This is a genomic window from Castellaniella sp., from assembly GCF_049671645.1.
Lineage (GTDB): Bacteria > Pseudomonadota > Gammaproteobacteria > Burkholderiales > Burkholderiaceae_B > Castellaniella.
This window is the reverse complement of sequence record NZ_JBATVG010000023.1, coordinates 172535-195058: the sequence shown is the minus strand read 5'-3', so window position 1 is coordinate 195058 and position 22524 is coordinate 172535. Positions and strand designations below refer to the sequence as shown.

Annotated in this window: 19 protein-coding genes; 13 read left to right on the top strand and 6 right to left on the bottom strand. The window is 64.9% G+C overall.

Annotated features, from left to right (window positions below; all coding sequences use genetic code 11):
- Positions 1-10: 10 nt before the first annotated feature.
- From grxD to WBG56_RS11930, 3 genes are read left to right on the top strand one after another with little or no spacing between them, the layout of a single operon-like run.
- On the top strand, positions 11-355 hold the full coding sequence (grxD, locus tag WBG56_RS11940; protein WP_424268562.1) for a Grx4 family monothiol glutaredoxin: 345 nt from the start codon (positions 11-13) through the stop codon (positions 353-355).
- The gene (locus tag WBG56_RS11935; RefSeq protein ID WP_424268560.1) at positions 348-956 is read left to right on the top strand and encodes a UbiX family flavin prenyltransferase; all 609 of its coding nucleotides are present in this window, start codon (positions 348-350) and stop codon (positions 954-956) included. Before grxD ends, WBG56_RS11935 begins: the two co-directional genes overlap by 8 nt.
- A 31-nt stretch (positions 957-987) precedes the next feature.
- A complete protein-coding gene (locus tag WBG56_RS11930; protein ID WP_424268558.1) occupies positions 988-2205 on the top strand; it encodes an HD-GYP domain-containing protein in 1218 nt (405 codons plus the stop codon).
- On the opposite strand, the gene WBG56_RS11925 is transcribed toward WBG56_RS11930, so the two are convergent.
- Positions 2202-3434, bottom strand: coding sequence for a CynX/NimT family MFS transporter (locus WBG56_RS11925; protein WP_424268556.1), 1233 nt, complete (start codon positions 3432-3434; stop codon positions 2202-2204). The two genes, WBG56_RS11930 and WBG56_RS11925, sit on opposite strands and share 4 nt — an antisense overlap.
- Positions 3431-4624: an MFS transporter gene (locus WBG56_RS11920; RefSeq protein ID WP_424268554.1), complete on the bottom strand. Its 1194-nt coding sequence runs from the start codon at positions 4622-4624 to the stop codon at positions 3431-3433. Before WBG56_RS11920 ends, WBG56_RS11925 begins: the two co-directional genes overlap by 4 nt.
- Positions 4625-4884: 260 nt before the next feature.
- Between WBG56_RS11920 and WBG56_RS11915 the strand changes: the two genes are divergently transcribed.
- The 3 genes from WBG56_RS11915 (at position 4885) to WBG56_RS11905 (ending at position 8454) form a co-directional block, all read left to right on the top strand.
- Entirely contained in the window at positions 4885-5973 is a 1089-nt protein-coding gene (locus WBG56_RS11915) for a TRAP transporter substrate-binding protein (protein ID WP_424268552.1), read from the top strand.
- Positions 5974-6094: 121 nt separating this feature from the next.
- The gene (locus tag WBG56_RS11910; protein WP_424268550.1) at positions 6095-6706 is read left to right on the top strand and encodes a TRAP transporter small permease subunit; all 612 of its coding nucleotides are present in this window, start codon (positions 6095-6097) and stop codon (positions 6704-6706) included.
- Positions 6707-6708: 2 nt separating this feature from the next.
- Entirely contained in the window at positions 6709-8454 is a 1746-nt protein-coding gene (locus WBG56_RS11905) for a TRAP transporter large permease (RefSeq protein ID WP_424268548.1), read from the top strand.
- Between the two features lie 148 nt (positions 8455-8602).
- On the opposite strand, the gene WBG56_RS11900 is transcribed toward WBG56_RS11905, so the two are convergent.
- Positions 8603-9547 carry a LysR family transcriptional regulator gene (locus WBG56_RS11900; protein ID WP_424268546.1) on the bottom strand — a complete coding sequence of 315 codons (945 nt, stop codon included), beginning with the start codon at positions 9545-9547 and terminating at the stop codon, positions 8603-8605.
- 170 nt (positions 9548-9717) lie between these two features.
- Here WBG56_RS11900 and WBG56_RS11895 point away from each other — a divergent pair, with 170 nt between their 5' ends.
- Complete coding sequence (locus WBG56_RS11895; protein ID WP_424268544.1) at positions 9718-10569, top strand: aldo/keto reductase; 852 nt, start codon at positions 9718-9720, stop codon at positions 10567-10569.
- Between the two features lie 150 nt (positions 10570-10719).
- On the opposite strand, the gene WBG56_RS11890 is transcribed toward WBG56_RS11895, so the two are convergent.
- Positions 10720-13308, bottom strand: coding sequence for an EAL domain-containing protein (locus tag WBG56_RS11890; RefSeq protein ID WP_424268542.1), 2589 nt, complete (start codon positions 13306-13308; stop codon positions 10720-10722).
- Between the two features lie 163 nt (positions 13309-13471).
- Between WBG56_RS11890 and WBG56_RS11885 the strand changes: the two genes are divergently transcribed.
- Positions 13472-14680 carry a glycine C-acetyltransferase gene (locus tag WBG56_RS11885; protein ID WP_424268540.1) on the top strand — a complete coding sequence of 403 codons (1209 nt, stop codon included), beginning with the start codon at positions 13472-13474 and terminating at the stop codon, positions 14678-14680.
- A 66-nt stretch (positions 14681-14746) separates the two neighbouring features.
- Positions 14747-15787, top strand: a complete 1041-nt coding sequence (gene tdh, locus WBG56_RS11880; protein WP_424268538.1) for an L-threonine 3-dehydrogenase — start codon at positions 14747-14749, stop codon at positions 15785-15787.
- A 218-nt stretch (positions 15788-16005) separates the two neighbouring features.
- On the opposite strand, the gene WBG56_RS11875 is transcribed toward tdh, so the two are convergent.
- Both WBG56_RS11875 and WBG56_RS11870 read right to left on the bottom strand, forming a co-directional pair.
- Entirely contained in the window at positions 16006-16977 is a 972-nt protein-coding gene (locus WBG56_RS11875; RefSeq protein ID WP_424268536.1) for an asparaginase, read from the bottom strand.
- Complete coding sequence (locus WBG56_RS11870; RefSeq protein ID WP_424268534.1) at positions 16977-18266, bottom strand: Glu/Leu/Phe/Val family dehydrogenase; 1290 nt, start codon at positions 18264-18266, stop codon at positions 16977-16979. The genes WBG56_RS11875 and WBG56_RS11870 overlap by 1 nt, the downstream gene beginning before the upstream one ends.
- Positions 18267-18521: 255 nt before the next feature.
- On the opposite strand from WBG56_RS11870, the gene WBG56_RS11865 reads away from it, so the two are divergent.
- From WBG56_RS11865 to WBG56_RS11850, 4 genes are all read left to right on the top strand, one after another.
- Entirely contained in the window at positions 18522-19298 is a 777-nt protein-coding gene (locus WBG56_RS11865) for a phosphoadenylyl-sulfate reductase (RefSeq protein WP_424268532.1), read from the top strand.
- Positions 19295-20212, top strand: coding sequence for a sulfate adenylyltransferase subunit CysD (gene cysD / locus WBG56_RS11860; RefSeq protein ID WP_424268530.1), 918 nt, complete (start codon positions 19295-19297; stop codon positions 20210-20212). Before WBG56_RS11865 ends, cysD begins: the two co-directional genes overlap by 4 nt.
- Complete coding sequence (locus WBG56_RS11855; RefSeq protein WP_424268528.1) at positions 20212-21513, top strand: sulfate adenylyltransferase subunit 1; 1302 nt, start codon at positions 20212-20214, stop codon at positions 21511-21513. The genes cysD and WBG56_RS11855 overlap by 1 nt, the downstream gene beginning before the upstream one ends.
- Positions 21514-21598: 85 nt before the next feature.
- Complete coding sequence (locus WBG56_RS11850) at positions 21599-22513, top strand: LysR substrate-binding domain-containing protein (RefSeq protein ID WP_424268526.1); 915 nt, start codon at positions 21599-21601, stop codon at positions 22511-22513.
- Positions 22514-22524 lie beyond the last annotated feature (11 nt).

Here is a 22524-nt window from a genome sequence, read left to right as displayed (position 1 = left end):
AGAGATCACCATGACCGACACAGTGCAATCCGAAGTCCAGAATTTCATCCGCGAGACCGTCACCAGCCACCCGGTGGTGCTGTTCATGAAGGGCACGGCGCAGTTTCCGCAATGCGGGTTTTCCGGGCGCGCCATCCAGCTCCTGAAGGAAGTCGGCGTCACCAAGCTGGTCACGGTCAACGTCCTGGAAGACGCGGAAGTCCGCCAGGGCGTCAAGGACTACGCCAATTGGCCCACGATTCCGCAGCTCTATGTCAAGGGCGAATTCGTCGGCGGCACCGACATCATGAATGAAATGCATGCCAGCGGCGAGCTGGCCACCTTGCTGAAGGACGCCGGGGCGATCGGTGACTGACAAGCGCCGGCTGGTGGTCGGCATCAGCGGGGCGACAGGCGCGCAGTACGCCATTCGCCTGCTGGCGCTGGCTCGTGACCAGGGTGTCGAAACCCACTTGGTCATTTCCCCGTCGGGGGTGCTGAACATCCGCCACGAATTGGACATGGACCGCCAGGCGGTCCATGCGCTGGCCGATCAGGTCTATAGTCCGCGCGACGTGGGCGCGGCCCTGGCCAGCGGCAGTTTTTCTACGACGGGCATGGTGGTGGTGCCGTGCTCCATGCGCACCCTGGCCGCGGTGGCCCACGGCTTGTCCGATAACCTGATCACCCGGGCCGCCGATGTCACTCTGAAAGAACGCCGCCGCCTGGTGTTGATGGTGCGCGAAACGCCCTTCAACCTGGCGCATCTGCGCAATATGACCGCCGTGACGGAAATGGGCGGGGTGATCTTTCCCCCGCTGCCGGCTTTCTACATGCGGCCTTCCAGCCTTGCCGAGATGATCGACCATACGGTGTGCCGGGTGCTGGACCTGTTCGACATCCACGTCCCGGGCCCCCGCTGGGAAGGTATGGATACTCTGGAGGGACCGGCGCGGCAGTCTTCGGATACACTTTGACGGGCCGTCCACCTCCTTCCTGATATTGCACATGATCAAAAAAGTTCCTGTTTCCCAGTTATGCGTGGGTATGTATGTTCAGGATCTGGGGGGGTCTTTTCTGGACCATTCCTTCTGGCGATCCAGCTTTTTGATCTCCAATGATCGCAAGCTGCAGAAATTGCAGAAGTCCCGCCTGGAATGGGTGCTGATCGATACGGATCGCGGCGTGGATGTCCGGGGGGACGTTCCCGGCGCGCCTGTCCATGGGCCCGCTGCGGCGGCCAGGACCGGAGGGGCTGCCGCGCCGCAAGCGCCCGCTCATGCCGCCACGAGCGAACAGCAGGCGTTTGACGATGCCCGCGAGATCCTCGACGGATCGCGGGATCAGGTCAAGCAGCTGTTTGCCGAAACCGAGCTGGGCAACAAGATCGACCTGAACCAGATTCATGGGCTGGTGCAGGACATGGCGGATTCCCTGGACGGCCACCCCGATGCCCTGACCAGTCTGGCCCGCATCAAAAAGGCGGACCAATACCTGTATGCGCATTCCGTGTCCGTGGCTGCGTTGATGACCTCCCTGGCCCGCACCATGCGGCTGGCCGACGAGCATGTGCATCTGGCGGGGATGGCCGGCTTGCTGCACGACATCGGCAAGGTTCGCGACCCCGCCGAGGCCCCCGGCAAGATCGGTCGTCCGATCCAGCCGCCCCAGGAACTGCTGCACCAGCACCCCGGCGCGGGCGCCGCCGTGCTGCGGGCCGATTCGGCCATCCCGCCTGAAGTCGTCGAGGTCTGCCTGCATCATCACGAGCGCATGGATGGCAAGGGTTTCCCGGATCAGTTGGCCGGCAAGCAGATCGGCTTGCTGTCGCGCATGGCCGCCATCTGCAATTTCTACGATGAAATGACGTCCAGCCGGCCTTACCGCAAGGGCTGGGACCCGGCCTTCACGCTGTTCAAGATGCTGCAGTCCGAAGGCCAGTTCGACATGGACGTGCTGGGGGCCTTCGTGCGTACCGTCGGCCGCTATCCGGTGGGCTCCATCATCAGCCTGGTCAACAGCGAACTGGGATTGGTGGTGGCGCAGAACCGCGATTTGCCCGAACAGCCGGTCGTCAAGGTCTTTTATTCCATCCGCTGGGCGCACGCGATTCCCGAACGCCGGGTGAATCTGGCCGAGCCGGATTGCGGCAGCGCCGTGCAGCCGGTGCGCGCGCCGGTGGATTGGGCGCAGTCCGGCTTGCCGGTCCCGCCGGTGGTCGGCTAGGGCTTGACGCCCGTTCGCGTCCGTCGCCCGATCTGGATCGCCAGGCCGATCCCGGCGGCGGCCAGGGCGCTGGTCGCCACCCAGGTCCATTGCCAGTCACCTCCGGCCCGGTTGACGACCCAGGCGACCAGCGGGGGGCCGACGAACTGGCCCAGGGCCGAACATTGCTGCATCCAGCCGATGGTGGTCGATGTGGTCTGGGGGTTGGGCGCCAGGGTCAGGCCCAGCACGAACAGGGTGGCCGGCACCAGGCCGCCCACCATGGAAAACATCAGCACGGCCAGGAATTGCGCCGTGGCCGGCAACTGGGCGCCGAAGGCCGCATAGGCGCAGAGGATCATGGTTCCCAGGCCCAGCACCAACAGATGCCAGGCCCGGGCGCCGCGGTGCAGCAGGCGTCCGGCCGCGAGATTGCCGATGGCGTTGACCCCGGCAACGATGGCGGTCAGCAGGCCGGCGGTGGTGCCGGTGATGCCTGCCGCCATGTAGATCGTTGGCAGAAAACCGATGACGGCGATCCATTGGCTGGCATAGGCGCCGAATGTCAGGGCGACCAGCCAGACGTTTTGCGAGCGCAGCGTCGTGGTGACCAGCGTCAGCGCGGCGGGGTGGGGCTGGTCGCCGCGCGCAGGGTCGGGCGGCACGATGGAGAGCGTCAACAACAGGCAGGCCAGCGTCAGGGCGGCCAGCAGCAGCCACAGCAGTCGCCAGTCGCCCAGGCTCAGGACCCAGGACCCCGACAGCAGGATGATGACGGTGCCCAGCGGCATGTAGCAGCCCCATAGTCCCATGACGCGGCTGAGGTTCTCTGCGGGGATCAGGCGGCGGATCAGGGATGGCACCGGCATGGCGACCATCAGAAAGCCGCAGCCTTCGATGGCCCGGCAGAACAAAACGGTGGCGGCGGAGTCCAGCCATGCCCCCAGCGCGGATGCCGTGGCGAGTGTGGCCAGCCCGATCAGGATGCAGCGGCGCAGGCCGATGCGTTCGGCCACCAGGCCGATCGGCAGGCCCAGCGCCATGCCCCCCATCTGCACCACGGACAGCAGGAAGCCGGATTGCACCAGGCTGAGTTGAAATTGCGCCTGCAACTGCGGCAGAGCAGGGGGCAGTTTCCAGATGTGCAGGGCGGCGCAGATGCCGACCAGCACCAGAAACAAGGCGGCCCGCACGCCATGGGTCATGGGTTGCGGGCCGGCGCCGTCGGCAGGAGACTGTTGCGCGGTCATCGGGATGTCCGGCCCCGGGGCAGCCAGCGCCAGAACATCCAGGCTGCCACCAGGCCAATGCCGCCGATGGTCATGATGCCGGTGGCCAGGGACGCCACGGCGGTCAGGCCCGACAGCAGCAGGGGGCCGCCGCTGCCGCCCAGGTCGGTGATCTGGCGCCAGAGTCCCAGGAAGACGGTGCGGCCTTCGCGGGGCGACGCATCGGCCCCGATGGTCATGATGATGCCCGAACCGATGCCGTTGCCGAATCCCAGCACGATGCAGACCGCCAGCAGGCTGGCGAAGCCAGTCGTCCAGGGCATGGCCAGCAGACTGAGCCCCATGACCAGCATGCAGGGCAGGGCCACCCACAGGCGGCCGTGCTGGTCCATGACCTTGCCGGCGGGGTAGAACAGCAGCATGTCCACGCCGCCCATCAGGCCGTAGATCAGGGCCGTGGTCGCGGCGTCCAGGCCGATGTGGTCGGCCCACAGTGGAATGACGATCTGGCGGCAGGCCCGCAGCGCCGAGACCAGCGCCGTGGCGACGCCCAGCGTCAGCAGCACCCGGGCATGCCGGCGCATCATCGAGATCATGCTGACCCGGGGGTGCGCCGTTGCGGGGCTGGCGGCTTCGCGGGGTTCCAGATCGGGGACGGCCAGCGATATGGCGCCGGCCCCCAGCATGGCCAGCGCGGACAGCCAGTAGGCGCCCGGCAGGCCCATCAGGTGGATGAGGCCCGCTCCGGCGAACGGGCCGATGAACATGCCGATGCGCATGGTGCCGCCCAGGGTGGACATGGCGCGGGCGCGCATGTGCAGAGGGACGGCTTCGACCAGGAAGGTCTGCCTGGCCAGCAGGAAGACGGCGCTGGCCAGGCCGATCATGAAGACGCCTGTGCCGAAGAGCCAGGGGTTGGACGCCAGCAGGCAAAGCGCCAGCCCCAGCAGGCTGAAGGCCGCCGCTCCCACCATGGCCCGGCGTTCTCCGTAGCGGGTCGCCAGGGCGGCGGCCGGCAGGTTGGCCAGAAGCGACCCGATACCCACCAGTGCGACGATCAGGCCCGCCCCGGCGGAGCTGGCCCCGAGATCGCGGGCGCTTAGGGCGAGCACCGGGAAAATGGCCCCTTCGCCCATGCCGAACAGCAGGGAAGGACCAAAGGCCGGTAGGGCGATCTGGCGCAGGCTGAAGGATTCCGGGGAAGCTGGCACGCTGGAGCATCAAAAGCTTAATCGTCCATTGTCGCACACGGACATCCGCTCTGTCGCGGGAAAACCCTGACATCGAGCAAGGAAATTGCGACCCGACGGCTCTTGCCGGGGGAGGGTCGGCAGATTCGGTTTCAGAACCCAGTAAGCGTTATTACCGATTGCGTCGCTGGCGGTGCCCAAGAGACAATTCGCGCGCTCTCGCTGTTTACAAAACAGTACAAAAATCCGGGTTTACCATCAACTCATAGGGGCTCTCTCTCATGCAACGTCGTTCCTTCCTCAAGAAGGCCGCCTTTGGCGTGGCCGCCGGCGGCACCACTCTCGCCGCTCCCGTCTTCGCCCAGGATGCGCCCGCCCTCCAGTGGCGCTTGGCTTCCAGTTTTCCGCGCAGCGCGGATGCGATCTACTCCGGCGGTGAAAACGTCGCGAAGTTCGTCTCCGAAGCCACAGGCGGAAAATTCCAGATCCGTGCCTTCCCGGGGGGTGAAATCCTGCCGGCGCTGGGTGTGCTCGATGGCGTGCAGAATGGCACCGTCGAATGCGGCCATACGGCGTCCTACTACTACTACGGCAAGGACCCCGCGCTGTGTTTCGACGGCGCCGTGCCGTTCGGGCTGAATACGCGCCAGATGAATGCCTGGGTGCTTCATGGCGGCGGTCTGAAGATCCTGCGGGACATGTACGCGAAGTTCAATATCGTCAATTTCCCTTGCGGCTACACGGGCACCCAGATGGGCGGCTGGTTCCGCAAGGAAATCAAGACCGTCGAAGACCTGAAGGGCCTGAAGTTCCGCGCCTCCGCTTTCGCCGGCGCGGTGCTGATGAAGCTGGGCGTCGTGCCGCAGCAGATTGCGGGCGGCGATATCTACCCGTCTCTGGAAAAGGGCACCATCGACGCCGCCGAATGGATCGGCCCCTACGATGATGAAAAGATGGGCTTCCATCGGGTGGCTCCGTACTACTACTTCCCGGGCTGGTGGGAAGGCACGCTGCAGGTGTCCCTGTACGTCAACAAGGACAAATACGAGGCCCTGCCGAAACACTACCAGGCCGTGCTGGACCAGGCATCCGCCCTGGCGACCAATACCATGATCGCCACCTTCGATGCCGAAAACCCCAATGCCCTGAAGCGCCTGATCGGCGAAGGCGCCAAACTGCGCGCCTTCCCGAAACCCGTCATGGACGCCTGCTACAAGGCGGCCCAGGAAACCTACGCCGAACTCTCGGCCAAGGATCCCAACTTCAAGAAGATCCACGACTCCTATATGGCCTTCCGCGACCATGAAATCCCCTGGTTCCGGATTGCCGAAGGCAGCTACGACCAGTACATGGCCACAGCAGCGAAATAATCGCTTGCACGCCTTGCGCCGGCCGGCTTCGGCCGGCCCGTGTCGCCGGTTCGTGCATCAGCCCCCGCTTGCGGGGGCTTCTGCGTGTCCGGGGTTCTCTCATTTTTGATTGGTTTTCTCCATGAATGCACTCCTAGCCCTCTCACGGGCGATTGATGCCATCAATCGCCGCGTGGGCCAGGCTGTGACCTGGTTGATTCTTCTTGCCGTGCTCGTCAGCGCCACCAACGCGACGGTCCGCAAGGTCTTCAACGTCAGTTCCAATGCCTGGCTCGAATTGCAGTGGTATCTGTTTGGCGGCGTTTTTCTGCTGGCTGCCGGCTATACCCTGTTGAAAAACGAACACGTCCGCGTCGACGTGCTGGCCTCCCATTTCTCCCGCCGGACGCAGATCTGGATCGAGATCTTCGGGGTTCTGTTCTTCCTGCTGCCCATGGCCGGCTTGATCATGTGGCTGTCCTGGCCGTTCTTCATGGACGCGTTCGTGAACCTGGAACAGTCCTCCAATGCGGGCGGCCTGATCCGTTGGCCGGCGAAAATCCTGATCCCCATCGGCTTTGCGCTGTTGGTGGCCGCCGGTCTGTCGCATTTGATCAAATGCATCGGCTGCCTGGGCGGGCTGTGCCCCGACCCCCGGGATACGCACATCGGTAAATCGGCGGAAGAAGAACTGGCCGATGAGATCGCCCGGGATGCCGAACAGCGCGAGGCCGCCTCGCACGAGGAGCGCTGATCATGGAAGCCTTATTGCTTGCCTATATGGCGCCGATCATGTTCGGCATGCTGGTCATTTTGCTGTTGCTGGGTTTCCCGGTCGCCTTTTCGCTGGCGGCCAACGGCATCCTGTTCGGTCTAGTCGGTATCGATCTGGGTCTGCTGTCGCCGGCCTTGTTCCAGGCCCTGCCTCAGCGGGTGTTCGGGGTCATGTCCAACGAATCCCTGCTGGCCGTGCCCTTCTTCACCTTCATGGGGTTGATCCTGGAGCGCTCCGGCATGGCCGAGGACCTGCTGGAAACCGTGGGTCAGTTGTTCGGCCCGCTGCGTGGCGGTCTGGCGATTGCCGTCATTCTGGTGGGGGCCATGCTGGCGGCGACCACCGGCGTGGTGTCGGCCTCGGTGATTTCCATGGGACTGATCTCCCTGCCCATCATGCTGCGCTACGGCTATGACCGTCGTCTGGCGGCGGGGGTTATCGCCGCATCGGGCACCTTGTCGCAGATCATTCCGCCCTCGCTGGTGCTGATCGTGCTGGCCGACCAGTTGGGACGGTCCATCGGCGACATGTACAAAGGCGCCTTTCTGCCGGGCTTCGCCCTGACCGGCTTGTACATGCTGTACGTGATCGGCATGGCGGTGTTCCGTCCCAAATCGGCGCCGGCCATTCCGCCCGAGGCCCGTACCTTCGTCGAATCCAACGGCGGGCACGGCGTGCCCTCCTTGCTGGTGCTGATGGCCTTGTCGGTCGCTTTCGCCGTGGGCGGGGTCGAATTCCTGCTGGATGACCAGGCCCATGTGGACGAATTGATCGTCACCAGCATTCTGCTGTGGGGCGCGGCGGCCTTTGTCATGGCGGCCCTGAACAAGATCCTGCGCCTGGGGCTGCTGTCGAAGATCGCCGAACGCGTCACCTTCGTCATGATTCCCCCGCTGGCTTTGATCTTCCTGGTGCTGGGCACGATCTTCATCGGCGTGGCCACTCCCACCGAAGGCGGGGCCATGGGGGCGGTGGGCGCCTTGATCATGGCTGTGATCAAGCGCCGGCTGAACCTGAAGCTGCTGCGTCAGGCCATGGATACCACCACCACCCTGACGTGCTTCGTGGTGTTCATCCTGATCGGTTCGTCGGTGTTCAGCCTGACGTTCCGCGGCGTCAATGGCGATTTGTGGGTGGAACATCTGCTGACCGGCCTGCCGGGCGGGCAGATGGGCTTCCTGATCGTCGTCAGCCTGCTGACCTTCTGCTTGGCGTTCTTCCTGGACTTCTTCGAGCTGGCCTTCATCATCGTGCCGTTGATCGGGCCGGTGGCCGACAAGATGGGCATCGATCTGATCTGGCTGGGTATCCTGCTGGCGGTGAACATGCAGACGTCCTTCATGCACCCGCCCTTCGGCTTTGCGCTGTTCTACCTCAGGTCCGTGGCGCCCAAGAATGACTACAAGGACAAGGTCACGGGCAAGCTGATCGCCAAGGTCACGACGGGCCAGATCTACTGGGGATCGCTGCCCTTCATCGCCATCCAGATCATCATGGTGGTGGCCGTGCTGCTGTATCCGGGCATGGTGACGCACTACAAGGCGGATCGGCCTCAGGTCAATGTCGAGGACATCAAGATCGACGCCGGCAATTTCGGCGGCTACGGGAGTGGGGGCTACGGCGATACCGCCAAGCTCTATGACGGCGATGCGGGGGCGGGCGAGACCCCGTCCGGCGCCGCGCCGTCGACCCCGTCCGACGAGGATTACAACAACATGTTCAAGTAAGACCTCGGCGTGCCGGCCAGCGCCGGCAACGCGCCCCGCTCCGGGATGCCTGGGCGGGGTTTTTTTTGATTGCGACTCCAGCCGGGCATTTCGCCGGACTGCGCCTCAAGTCGATACGGCGGGTCCATCGGTCATTGACGCGAGCCCGTCAGAGGCGGGTGCTTTCCGGAGCCCGATTCGGTTTCGCTGTCTTGCGCCGGGGCCCCCGGTACCGCAACGCCTCGACGATGACGGCCAAGGCACCCGACGCCTGGCGGCGGCTCGGATAGTACAGGTGATAGCCGGTGTAGGGCTGGCACCAATCGTCCAGCACGCGGACCAACCGCCCTTCGGCAATCTGATCCGCCACGGCATCTTCAGGCAGGAATGCCAAGCCTTGCCCTGCCAGCGCGGCACGCACGATGGGAGAGATGCTGTTGTAGATCCACTGCCCGGTCACACGGATCTTGAGTTCGCGCTTGCCCTTGCGGAAGTCCCAGGCCATGAGTCCGCCGTGCGTGGGCAGACGCAGGTTGATGCAGTTGTGCTCGGCCAGGTCGTGGGGTTGTTTCGGCTTCGGTCTGCCCGCGAAGTAGGTGGGTGAGCCGACCACCGCGATGCGCATATCCGGGCTGATACGCACGGCGATCATGTCCTTGGCGATCTCATCGCCCAGACGTACGCCTGCATCGTAGCGTTCGGAGACGATATCCGTGCGGTTGTAGTCGGAGGCCACCTCCACGGTGATGTCCGGATAGTCCGGAAGCACCTTGGCCAGCGTCGGCCATATCAGGTAAGTGGCAGGAAATTCAGATGCGGTGATGCGGACAAGTCCTGTGGGTTTTTTGCTCAACTCGCTCACCGTGGCCAGCTCGGCGTCGATGTCCTGGAAGTGCGGCGCGACACGTGTCAGCAGTCGCTCTCCCGCCTCCGTGACGGAGACGCTGCGCGTGGTCCGCGTCAGCAGGCGGACGTCCAAGCGGGCCTCGAGCGCACGGATGGCGTGGCTGAGTGCGGATGGAGATACGCCTGCATGCGCGGCTGCTCGCGTGAAACTGCCCTGCTGGGCCACCTGAATGAATGCGAGCAGATCGTTGTAGCTGTAGCGTGGCATTGATGAATCAAATTCACAAGTTTTTGAGGAATTTAGCATCTAATCAAATGTCTTGATAGTGACTATATTCATAACGGGTTGTCCAGATTTTTGCCGACGCCGGGTTCCGCTTTTACGACAACCGCCCAGGGATCGCCAGCGCGGCTATTTCCCATGGGTAGGGACACGTTATGCGACAGATCACTTTGAACAATGGCGTCATGATGCCGACCCTCGGCTACGGCGTCTTCCAGATTCCCGACCCGCGGGAATGCGAGCGCTGCGTTGTGGAGGCGATCGACGCGGGTTACCGGCTGATCGACACGGCGGCCTCTTACCTCAATGAGGAAGCGGTTGGCCGTGGCATCAAGAGCGTCGGCGTGCCGCGTGCCGACCTTTTCGTGACCACGAAGCTGTGGGTGCAGGACACCGGTTACGAGCGCACTCAGCGGGCCATCGACAAATCGCTGCATCGTCTGCAACTGGATTATCTGGACCTCTACCTCGTCCACCAGCCTTTCGGAGACGTGCATGGGTCATGGCGCGCGATGGAGGATGCCCTGAAGGCTGGAAAGGTGCGTGCCATCGGCGTCAGCAATTTCCACCCTGACAGGTTGATGGACATCATCGGCTTCAACGACGTCGTGCCGGCTGTGAACCAAGTAGAGGTCAATCCCTTCCACCAGCAGGAGGACAGCGTGGCCTTCATGCGCGAGAGCGGCGTGCAGGCCGAGGCGTGGGCGCCCTTTGCCGAGGGCCGCAACAACCTGTTCCAGAACGAAGCGCTGGTGGACATCGGCCGCAAGCACGGCCGGTCGGTCGGTCAGGTTGTGCTGCGCTGGGTGGTGCAGCGCGGTATCGTGGCGCTTGCCAAGTCGGTGCGCAAGGAGCGGATGGAGGAAAACCTGCGGGTTCTCGATTTCACCCTCGACGACTCGGACATGAGCCGCATCGCGCAGCTTGAAACCGGTGAAAGCAGCTTTTTCTCGCACCGCGACCCAGCCAAGGTCAAGTGGATGAGCGAGCGCCGACTCGACATCTGATCGGCATGCGCCAAAGTAGAGAACGCACCTGACCTCGCCTGTGTCCCCACGCGGCGTGGGGGTCCTGCTTTTGCCGCCGGGCCGCCCCAAGGCGAAAGCGCCCCCTCGGGGGGCAGCAAGCGGGCGTAGCCTGCGCGGCGTGGGGGCCTTTTACCCTTCGGTCGTCTTGCCGCGCTCGCGCACGATGCCGATCCAGGCGTCGATGGGCATAGGGCGGGCCAGCAGGAAGCCCTGCAGGGCGTGGCAGTCGTGCTGGAACAGGAAGCGGGACTGGTCCTCGGTTTCGACGCCTTCGGCCACCACCCGCAGATTCAACTGATCGGCCATGGCCAGGATCATCTGCACGATGGCGATGCCGTCGGTATCATGGGGCAGATCCTGGATCAGGCTCTTGTCGATTTTCAGTTCGTACAGAGGCAAGCGCTTGAGGTAGGCCAGGTTGGAATAGCCCGTGCCGAAATCATCAATGGAAAAGCGTATGCCCAGCCGGGCCAGGGCCTGCATGCGGCGGGCGACCGCCTGGATGTCCTGGATCAGGACGCCTTCGGTGACTTCGAAGATCAGGCGGTTGCCGGGCAGCCCCTTTTGTTCCAGCATATCGCGCACATAATCCACGAACTGCGGATCCATCAGGCGTTTGGGGCTGACATTGATCGACAGCGGATAGATCTCTCCCAGGGCCTGCAGCGTCAGCAACGTGTCGCAGGCCACCCCCAGGGTCCAGGCCCCCAGCAGATTGATCAGGCCGGATTCCTCGGCGATCGGAATGAACCGGGCGGGCGAGATGGCGCCGTGGCGGGGGTGATGCCAGCGGGCCAGCAATTCGCCGCCGGACACGCGGCCGTCCTGGCCGAATTGGGGCTGCAGATACAGCGACAGCTGCGGGGTGTTGATGGCCTGCAGCAGATCGTGTTCCAGCCATAGGCGCTGTTCGACTTCCGCCTGCAGTTCCTGCTCGTAGAACGTGGCCTGGTTGCCGCCTTGTTCCTTGGCGCGCTGGGTCGCCATGTCGGCTTCGCGCATCACGCGGTCGGTCGTATGGCTGGCGGCGTGGATCAGCGTCAGGCCGATGCTGGCGGTGACGAAGGCCGGGGTGTTCTGGATGGTCAGGGCGCTGCCTGAGATCGCCAGCCGCAGCTTTTCGGCGATGTGCATGGCGGTGCGGGCCGCGTCGTGCTGTTCCGACCCCAGCCCGTCGATCAGCACCACGAATTCATCGGCGCTGGTATGGGCCACCAGATCGCGATCCCGCGTCATGTGGGCCAGCCGTTCGGCAATGGCCGACAGGACCTGGTCCCCGACCCGATAGCCCTGGGTGTCGTTGATTCTCTTGAAGCTGTCCAGGTCGATCTGCAGCAGGGCGCCATAGCTGCGATCCTGCTGCGCGTGCTCGATCAGTTGCGCCAGCCGTTCCAGCGCCATGCGCCGGTTGGGCAGGTTGGTCAGGCTGTCGTAGTAGGTCAGGCGGTGGGCGGTTCTTTCGGCCAGCAGGCGGTCGGTGATGTCGGTGGCGACGACGCAGATGGAGCCGATGTCGCCATCGGGTGTATGCAGGGGCGCCTTCATGGTCAGCAGCGTGCGAGAATCGCCGCCGCCGGGTCGCCTCAGCGTTTGCTGGATGACGCTGCGTTCCCGGGTGTCCACGATGGCCTGGTCGCTTTGTTCAATCGACATCAGGGATTGAGGGTCCGTGATGAAATCCGCATCGCGCCGGCCGATGATGTCTCCGGAGCCGGCACCCAGGAATTCCTCCAGTTTGCGGTTGACGAACAGGTAGCGGCCGCTGGGGTCTTTGATGCTGACGATGGCGTCGACGCTGTCCAGGATCGCATCCAGCCGCTGCTCGCTCGATTGCAGGCGCCGTCGCTGCCTGCCCATCTGGATTCTCAGGCCCAGGATGACGCAGAGCACCAGGGCCAGCAAGCCCGCCAGCCCCGCCACGATCCAGGCGGCATTGTCGCTCAGGGTGGATTGGACCGGAGGGGTCCGCCAGTGGTCCAGCGTGCGGAAATAAAAGGAATTCGGGTCGGCCTGCCAGACGCCCAGGTAGCGGTCGATGGCCGCCAGCACGGCCGGGTATTCGCCTTTCGGAGTAGCGAAAAAGGCCTGGGTGGGCTGGAAGACGATGGGGGTCGCCGCCAGGTTGTAGTCGCGGGCGGTGAGTTCGCCGATATAGAAGTCGGCTGCCACGGCATCCGCCTGATGCCGGCTGACCATCTGGAAGCCTTCTTCCAGCCGCTGGACCGGCACGATCCGGGCGTTGATGCCCAGGCCGTCGAGCGTAGTGCGCAGATAGTCCTGCTGGGTGGATCCGGCCAGCACCACCACGGTGCGGTTTTTCAGATCGGTGATCGATTGAAAACCGCTGGCGGGCAAAGCGTAGATCTGCGACCAGCTGTGCAGGGCCGGCACGTGATGCAGGCCGAATGCCTGGGCGCGTTCGGGCGTGTAATAGACGTCGGGCAGCAGATCGATCTGATGGGTGGACAGCAACTGCATGCAGGCTTCCCAGCTGCAGGCCTGGGTCTGCAGGGTCCAGCCTTCGCGGCGGGCGATTTCGTTCAGCAGTTCGCCCAGGATGCCCGCGGGCCGGCCGTTGGCGCCGATGTACACGTCCGGCTTCTGGTCATAGATGCCGACCTTCAGGGTCAGAGCCTGCGCCCGCGCGGCGGCCAAGCCCAGGCAACATGCCAGGGCAAGCCGGAAAACCGCAAGAATCGCGCGTGCATGCAGGTGCATAGGGCTGAATATAGAACGGATGTTGCAATCATAGGGCGTAGCGTTGCAAGGCAATGTCACGCACTGGCCGTCAGATTGTCAACAGTTTCGTCGATTGTCCGACAAGTAGGGGCTCGGCGTACAATGCCAGGCAGGTTTTCGACGTTCCCCCAAAAGGTGAATCATGTCCCAGGCATTTCTTGCCGATGCGCGGGCCCGGATCGGGCAGTTGCAGTCTGACGGCTTCTATAAATCCGAACGCGTCATCGCCAGCCAGCAGGCGGCGCGGATCCAGTTGGCGGACGGCGTACAGGTCTTGAATTTCTGCGCCAACAACTATCTGGGCCTGGCCAATGACCCGCGCCTGATCGAGTCCGCCCAGGCGGGATTGGCCGCCGATGGCTTCGGCATGGCATCGGTGCGTTTCATCTGCGGCACCCAATCCGGGCACAAAGCGCTGGAAGCCGACTTGGCCCGCTGGCTGGGCATGGGCGACGCTATCCTGTATTCCAGCTGTTTCGATGCCAATGGCGGCCTGTTCGAGGCGCTGCTGGATGAACAGGACGCCATCGTCAGCGATGCCTTGAACCATGCCAGCATCATCGACGGCATCCGCCTGTGCAAGGCTCGCCGCTACCGCTACGCCAACAACGACATGGCCGATCTGCGCGCTCAGCTGCACGCCGCCCGCGACGGTGGCGCGCGCCACGTGATGATCGCCACCGATGGCGTGTTTTCCATGGACGGCATCATTGCCGATCTGCGCGCCATCTGCGATCTGGCCGATGAGTTCGATGCGTTGGTCATGGTCGATGATTCCCACGCGGTGGGATTCATGGGGGCAGGGGGGCGGGGCACGCCCGAATTTTGCGGTGTCCAGGGACGGGTGCACATCCTGACCGGCACGCTGGGCAAGGCCCTGGGGGGCGCGTCGGGCGGTTACGTAGCAGCCGATCCGGTCGTGGTCGATCTGTTGCGCCAGCGGTCGCGCCCTTATCTGTTTTCCAATACCTTGGCGCCCGCCATCGTGGCGGCTTCGCGCCGTGTGCTGGCGCTGTTGCAGGCTGCCGAAGGCGACCAGTTGCGGGCGCAAGTGCACCGTAACGGCCAGCATTTCCGCCAGGCCATGCAGGCGCTGGGTTTCGCCCTGGTGCCGGGGCAGCACCCGATCATCCCCGTCATGCTGGGAGACGCCGCGCTGGCCGGCCGCATGGCCGATGCCCTGCTGACGCAAGGCATCTACGTGATCGGGTTTTCCTACCCCGTGGTGCCCAAGGGCAAGGCCCGCATCCGGACCCAGATGAGCGCGGCGCATTCGCTGGAGGACATCGACCGGGCTGTGGATGCCTTTGCCCGGGTCGGCCGTCAATTGGGCGTCATCGGTCCGGCCTGATCGCGTTTTGAACAGATTCCGCGGGCCGGTTGCGGCCTGCCGTTCGTTTTTATCTATGGAGCTTCCATGAGAGCCTTGGCCAAGACCCAGCCCGCCGCAGGGCTGGAAATGGTGGATGTGCCCAAACCTGCAATGGGCCACAACGACATTCTGATCCGCATCCGCAAGACCGCGATCTGCGGGACCGACATCCACATCTGGAAGTGGGATGAATGGGCGGCTCGCACCATTCCCGTGCCCATGCATGTGGGCCACGAATACGTGGGCGAGATCGTCGAGATCGGCCAGGAAGTCCAGGGCTTCAAGATCGGCGACCGGGTGTCGGGCGAAGGCCACATCACCTGCGGACATTGCCGCAATTGCCGGGCGGGGCGCCGCCATCTGTGCCGCAACACGCAGGGCGTGGGGGTCAACCGGCCAGGGGCTTTCGCCGACTATCTGGTCATCCCGGCCTTCAACGCCTTCCGCATTCCGGACGATGTCTCCGACGATCTGGCGGCCATTTTCGATCCGTATGGCAATGCCACGCATACCGCGCTGGCCTTTGACCTGGTGGGCGAGGACGTGCTGATCACAGGCGCCGGGCCGATCGGCGCCATGGCGGCCGCCATTGCACGTCATGTGGGTGCCCGCAATGTCGTCATCACGGATGTGAACGATTACCGTCTGGATCTGGCGGCCCGCATGGGGGCCAGCCGCACGGTGAACGTCGCGCGGGAAGACTTGCGCGACGTGATGCGCGAACTGGGCATGACCGAAGGCTTCGACGTCGGCCTGGAAATGTCGGGCGTGCCCAGCGCTTTCGCCACCATGCTGGAACAGATGAACCACGGCGGCAAGATCGCCATGCTGGGCATCCTGCCCGATGGGGTGGGCGCGGCCTGGAGCCAGATCATTTTCAAGGGTCTGGAGATCAAGGGCATCTATGGCCGGCAGATGTTCGAGACCTGGTACAAGATGGTCGCGATGCTGCAAAGCGGCCTGGACCTGTCGCCCATACTGACGCACCGTTTCCCGGTCGCTGAGTATCGCCAGGGCTTCGATGCCATGCTGTCGGGGCAAAGCGGCAAGGTGATCCTGGATTGGATGAATCAGGACGCGAAATAGCCCCTGCGGGCTATTTCGCGCCTGATTCATCGGAGCGGCTTGCAAGCCGCGACGTGGAGGGATGCCACGACTTGAGACTGGGGTGAAATAGCCCCTGCGGGCTATTTCACGCCTGACTCATCGGAGCCGCTTGCAAGCCGCGACGTGAAGAAATGCCCCGGCTTGAGACCGGGGCATTTTCGCCCGTCCGCCCTGACGAGCGTCGGCGCGATGTCTTTCTACAACTGCAGCAGCAATGCCCCGATGGCGTCGCGGTCCCAGCCATGCGCCAACGCCAGACGCAGCGCGACGCGGGCCTGCAGGGGGTTCAGGTCGTGCGAGGCCAGCAGACCCGAATCAGCGTCGGACGCCTTGGCCGTGACCGGGCCGCGCGGCACGCGGCTGGCTCGCACACAAATCAGCCCTTTGCGCCGCGCCTGGGCGCAACCGCGCTCTGCCGCGGGGCTGAGGCTGCCGTTGCCCATGCCCGCCACCACGATGCCTCGGACCCCGGCCTGGATGGCGGCCTGGTAGGCGTGCAGCGGGGCATCCTGGTAGTCGTGGATGATGTCCACGGCGGGAAGCGAGCGCAAGCCCGACAGCGGCAGCGCCGGGGCCGTCAATGGATCGGGATGCTGCTGATAGCGGACCTGGCCGTCGCAGACCGCCCCCAGAACCCCCAGGCCGTCGCTGCCGAAGGCATCCACCCGGGTGGTGTGTCCCTTGGCTGCCTGGCGGGCGGCCAGGATGCGGTCGTTCATGACGATCAGGATGCCGCGCCCATGGCTGGACGGATCGCGGGCCGCCAGTAGGGCATTGATCAGGTTCAAGGGGCCGTCGGCGCTGGGAGCCGAGGCCGGGCGCATGGCGCCCGCCAGCACGACGGGTTTGGGCGTGCGCACGGTCAGGTGCAGCAGGAAGGCGGTTTCTTCCAGGCTGTCGGTGCCGTGCGTGATGACGACCCCGTCCACCGCGTCGTCATGGACGGCCTGTTGCACCCGCCGGGCCAGTTGCAGCACCTGCGCGGTGCGCAACGCCCGGCTGTCCACGTTGAACAATTGTTCGCAGCGGATGTCGGCCAGGCCGCTGGCTCCTGGAATGGCGGCCAGCATGGCGGTGATGCCCTCCGTGACCTGGTAATCGGTCAGCCGATGGGCATCGGCCGTGGCGGCGATCGTGCCGCCCGTGCCGATCAGCAGCAGGCGGCGCATCAGGGGTAGAGGCCGCGTACCTGGCGGGCTTCGAGGATGCGCGTGCAGGCCACGATGAAGGCCGCCGTGCGCAGCGACACCCCATGCTGGCGAGCCACCCCGGCCATGGCGCCGTAGGCCGAGCGCATCATGGCTTCCAGGCGGTGGTTGATTTCCTGTTCCGTCCAGAAGAAGCTGGAAAAGTCCTGCACCCATTCGAAATAGCTGACCGTGACGCCGCCGGCGTTGGCGACCACGTCGGGCACGATGACGGTGCCCTTGGCCGAGATGATATCGTCGGCTTCCGGGGTGGTGGGGCCGTTGGCGCCCTCGACCAGAATGCGGGTGTGGATCAGATCGGCGTTTTCGTGGGTGATCTGGCCTTCCAGGGCGGCCGGGATCAGGATGTCGGTTTCCAGCGACCAGAATTCCTTCGGGGTGAGCGATTGGGAACCGGGCGCGCCGCCCACGCCGCCCGTTTCGTGCACGTGGTCGATCAGGCCGGGGACGTTCAGCCCGCGTTCGTCATAGACGATGCCGGTGTGGTCGTACACGGCGACGACCAGCGCGCCGGCGTCATGGAACAGGCGCGCCGCCGTGCCGCCCACGTTGCCGAAGCCCTGGATGGCGACGCGCGCGCCCTTGATGTCGATGCCGGATTCGCGCGCGGCCTCGCAGGCGATCACGTAGACGCCGCGCCCGGTGGCCTCGACGCGGCCCAGGCTGCCGCCCAGCGAGACGGGCTTGCCCGTCACCACGCCGGTCGTGGTGCGGCCTTCGTTCATGGAATACGTGTCCATCATCCAGGCCATGACCTGGCCGTTGGTGTTCACGTCGGGCGCGGGGATGTCCTTGCTGGGGCCGATGATGTCGTGGATTTCGCTGGTGTATCGGCGGGTGATGCGTTCCAGTTCGGATTGGGAGTGCTGGCGCGGATCGATGCGGATGCCGCCCTTGGCACCGCCGAAAGGCAGATTGACGGCGGCGGATTTCACCGACATCCAGGCCGACAGGGCCATGACTTCGGACAGCGTGACGTCCTGGTGAAAACGCACACCGCCCTTGCCTGGTCCGCGCGACGTATTGTGCTGCACCCGATAGCCTTCGAAGTGGGCCACGGTGCCATTGTCCAGTTCGACGGGCACGTCCACGATCAGGATGCGCTTGGGGCGTTTCAGGGTTTCAACCCAGCGGGCCAGGTTGCCCAGGTACGGAGTCACCCGATCGACCTGTTCCAGGTAGATCCCCCAGGGCCCCGGGTGGGCGGGGTCCAGATACGAGGGCAAGGGGTGGGAATGCGGTTCAGCCATGATGTGCAGCCTTTTGATGAATTCAGAAATGACAAGGACATACAACCGGCACCATTTTAGTGCGGCCTCGCGCTTCTGTGGAGTCGGGGGGCGGAAGAATTCTCCTGCGGAGGGCCGCGCCGCGCCGGCCCGGGCGTTTCCGGGGTTATATGGAATCAACGATTTGTTCGTTCCGTTGCGGTGTCCGCGCGGGCACACTGGGCTTCGTCGCAGGTCGGCGTTGCCCGTTCCTGCCGCCTCGATGGAGAACATGCCGTGCCCACCCCTCTGACCGCCCCGCTCTCGAACCAATGGCAGGCCTTGCTGGCTCGCCTGGAGACGATTGCCGCGGCTCATCCGGATGCCGTCCTGGCCTCGTCCATGGGCGTCGAGGACACCTTGCTGATCCATGCCCTGGCGCAACTGCCGCGGCCCCTGGGTGTCTTCATGCTGGATACCGGACGGTTGCATGCGCAGACCGTCGCCTTGGTGGACGTGATCCGTGACCGCTACGGCATCGACGTGCGGGTCATGCATCCCGATCCGGCCGCCGTTCAGGCGCACGTGACGGCGCATGGGGAATTCGCTTTTTACGACAGTGTCGCGTTGCGCAAGGAATGCTGCGGCATCCGCAAGGTCGAGCCCCTGCGCCGGGCGCTGGCGGGGCATTCCGCCTGGATCACGGGCCAGCGCCGCGAACAGTCCGTGACGCGCACGGAGCTTCCCGAATCACAGTGGGACGACGCCTTCGGCCTGCGGAAATTCAATCCGCTGGCGGCCTGGTCGGCCGACGAGGTCTGGGCCGTCGTGCGGGCGCTGGACGTCCCTTACAACCCCCTGCACGACCGGGGCTATCCCTCCATCGGTTGCGAGCCCTGTACCCGGGCCGTGCGCCCGGGGGAGGATCCCCGCGCCGGCCGCTGGTGGTGGGAGCAGCGCGATAGCCGCGAATGCGGCCTGCACGCCTCCAACCTGACGGATCGTCCCGGGGTGCGCCCCAGGGCGGTCGATCCCCTTCACCCTGTTTCTGTCGAATCCATCTTTTCATCATGACGACTGCGATTGCTTCCTCGACCCGTACTCACCTGGACTGGCTGGAATCCGAAGCCATCCACATCCTGCGCGAAGTCGCCGCCGAGTGCGCGCGGCCCGTGCTGCTGTTTTCCGGGGGCAAGGATTCCTGCGTGCTCTTGCGGCTGGCGGAAAAGGCCTTTCGTCCGGGGCGTTTCCCTTTTCCCCTGATGCACATCGACACCGGGCACAATTTCCCCGAAGTCATCGCCTTCCGGGACCGCCACGTGGCGGAACTGGGCGAAGAACTGATCGTGCGCGGCGTCGAGGATTCCATCGCCCGGGGCACGGTGGTGCTGCGCCATGCCACGGATTCGCGCAATGCCGCGCAGGCCACGACGCTGCTCGAAGCCATCGCGGAATTCGGTTTCGATGCCTGCATCGGCGGCGCCCGGCGCGATGAGGAAAAGGCCCGTGCCAAGGAACGCATCTGTTCCTTTCGCGACGAATTCGGCCAATGGGACCCCAAGGCCCAGCGCCCGGAACTCTGGAACCTGTACAACACGCGCGTCCACCCCGGCGAGAACATTCGCGTGTTCCCCATTTCCAACTGGACGGAGCTGGATGTCTGGCAATACATCGAACGTGAGCGGCTGGCGTTGCCGTCCCTGTATTACGCGCATGAACGCGAGGTCGTGCGCCGCCAGGGGCTGCTGGTCCCCGTGACCCCCCTGACGCCGCCGCGAGAGGGCGAACGGGGCGAGCGCCTGACCGTGCGCTTTCGTACCGTGGGCGACGTGTCCTGCACCTGCCCGGTGGCATCCGACGCCGCGACGCCGGCCGACATCATCGCCGAGACGGCGGTCGCCACCCTGACCGAGCGCGGCGCCACGCGCATGGACGACCAGACTTCCGAAGCGTCGATGGAACGACGCAAGAAACAAGGATATTTCTGATGAATGCGATCAATGAACAATGGCCGGCCGACCCTGAAACCGGCGTCTTGCGTCTGATCACGGCGGGCTCCGTGGACGACGGCAAATCCACCCTGATCGGGCGCCTGCTGCTGGACAGCAAGGGCGTGTTCGCCGATCAGTTGCAAGCCATCGCCGGGTCCAAATACACCCGTGCGCCGGATGCGCAATACGACCTGGCTCTGCTGACCGACGGCCTGGAGGCCGAACGGGAGCAGGGCATCACCATCGACGTCGCCTACCGCTATTTCGCCACGCCGGTGCGCAAGTTCATCGTGGCGGACGCGCCGGGACATGAACAATACACGCGCAACATGGTGACGGGGGCCTCGACGGCCGATGCCGCCATCATCCTGATCGACGCCAGCCGGGTGGTCGATGGCGAACTGCTGCCGCAGACCAAGCGGCACAGCACTTTGGCGCGCCTGCTGGGCCTGCAGCACATCATCGTGGCCGTGAACAAGATGGATCTGGTGGGCTGGGACAAGGGGGTATTCGACCGCATCCATGCCGCCTACCAGGATCTGGCCGCGCGGCTGGAAATCCCTCATTTCCACATCGTGCCCCTGTCGGCCCTGTCGGGCGACAACGTCGTGCAGCCCAGCAGCCTGACCCCCTGGTATCGCGGCCTGCCGCTGCTGCCGCTGCTGGAAAGCCTGCCGCTGGACCCGCACCAGGGCAACGGCCAGGCCCGTTTTTTCGTGCAGTGGGTCATCCGCCACCAGGGCAGCGGCCCCGACGCCTTCCGGGGCTATGCCGGCCAATTGCAGGGCGGCGCCTGGCGGGTGGGCGATGCCGTGCAGGTCCTGCCCAGCCAGGAACCGGCGACCATCGCGCGTCTGCTGCGCGGGGACCAGGAACTGGAAGAAGCCCGGCCCGGCGACAGCATCACGGTGGTGCTGGACCGCGACATCGATGTGTCGCGCGGCGATCTGCTGGTCGATGATCATGCGCGGCCCGCTTTGCGGCAGGATTTCGATGCGGATCTGTGCTGGCTGGACCAGCAGGCGCTGAACCCCGCCCGCCTGTACTGGCTGAAATTGGGCAGCCGCCTGACCCAGGCCCGCATCCAGGCGGTGGAAACCCGGCGCGATATCCACGAGCTGCGTTCCGTGGACTGGCACGGCACCCTGGCCATGAACGACATCGGCCGGGTCCGGCTGCGCACCCGCGACGCCCTGGCGCTGGATGACTATGGAACCCAGCGGGCGACGGGCTCGTTCATCCTGATCGACACCGCCACGAACCAGACGGCCGCCGCCGGGTTGGTGCGCCTGGGGTGATTGCGCGGGCGCGCCGGGTAGGCGGTGACCGGATGCTGTGACACAATGCCGGATCACTTGTCCAATCAGCGCCAGGGATCCTGCGATGATGCCACTCGCCCAACAGCATATCCGCCTGCCTTCCCTGGCGACGATACGGGCGTTTGAATCAGCCGCCCGGTTGGGTTCTTTCGGCCGGGCGGCCGAGGAACTCTGCCTCACGGCCAGTGCGGTGGGAAAACGCATCACCCAGCTGGAAGCCCTGCTGGGTCAGCCCTTGTTCGATCGGGGCAGCCGGGGCGTGGTGCTGACGGCCGTCGGCCATGAATACCTGGAGCAGATCGGGACGGCGCTGCATCTGCTGTCGGACGTCTCCCTGCACCATCGAGCCAAGAAACCGCGCGAAAGCCTGCGCCTGGTGACCACCCCGTCCTTCGGCCACTGGGTGCTCGGGCCGCATCTGCATGAATTCATGCAGATGCACCCCAACCTGGATCTCAGCGTCGTGATGTCCATCCCTTACCTGGACATCGGGCCGTCCCAGGCCGATTTCTGGATCCGGTTCGGGCTGGGGCGCTATCCCGGGGCCGTCTCCGAGCTGTTGACCGACGACGTGGTCTTTCCGGCGTGCTCGCCGGAGTATCTGCGCCGCCACGGTCCCTTGCGCCAGCCCTCCGACCTGCTGCACAGTCATTTGCTGCACAGTCCCCTGGATCCCTGGAAGCCCTGGTTCGACGCGGCGGGACTGGACTGGCCCGAGCCCGAGGAAGGGGTGAGCTTCTTCGATCTGGGCATGGCCATGGCGGCCGCCTGCGCCGGTCAGGGGGTGATGATCACACGGCGCAGCCTGGCGGGCCATTGTCTGCAGACAGGGCAGCTGGTCGCGCCTTTTTCGGTGACGGCGGCGCCGGATTCCCATTACTACCTGTGTCACGATGCCTCCGTGCCGCTGATGGGAATCAGATTATCGTTTTCCCTATGGCTCCGGGACCTCTGCCGCCGGACTCCGGTCTCCCCCTAGGGGGGGTGATC